1 protein-coding gene is annotated in these 241 nt (G+C 38.2%); it reads left to right on the top strand.

The window, feature by feature from the left end:
* A partial coding sequence (locus RYX56_RS24875; RefSeq protein ID WP_317124457.1) for a potassium-transporting ATPase subunit KdpA occupies positions 1–241 on the top strand: 241 nt, incomplete at both ends.

Genomic DNA, 241 nt, shown 5'->3' with positions numbered 1-241 from the left:
ATTAAACATCTAGGGACAAATGGGGGAGGATTTTTCGGTGCAAACTCATCACATCCATTTGAAAATCCAAGTCCGATTACAAATGTATTAGAAATTATGATGATGTGGTGTATTCCGGCATCGTTAACCTATACGTTCGGGAAATTTGCTAAGAATCAGAAACAAGGCTGGGTCATTTTCAGTTCTATGCTCATTTTGTTTGTTGGATTTTTAGCGCTTGTCTATTATTCAGAGAGCCAGG

The organism is Alkalihalophilus lindianensis (assembly GCF_032843265.1).
Taxonomy (GTDB): Bacteria; Bacillota; Bacilli; order Bacillales; family Bacillaceae_D; genus Alkalihalophilus; species Alkalihalophilus lindianensis.
This window is presented reverse-complemented; position numbering and strand designations above follow the sequence as displayed.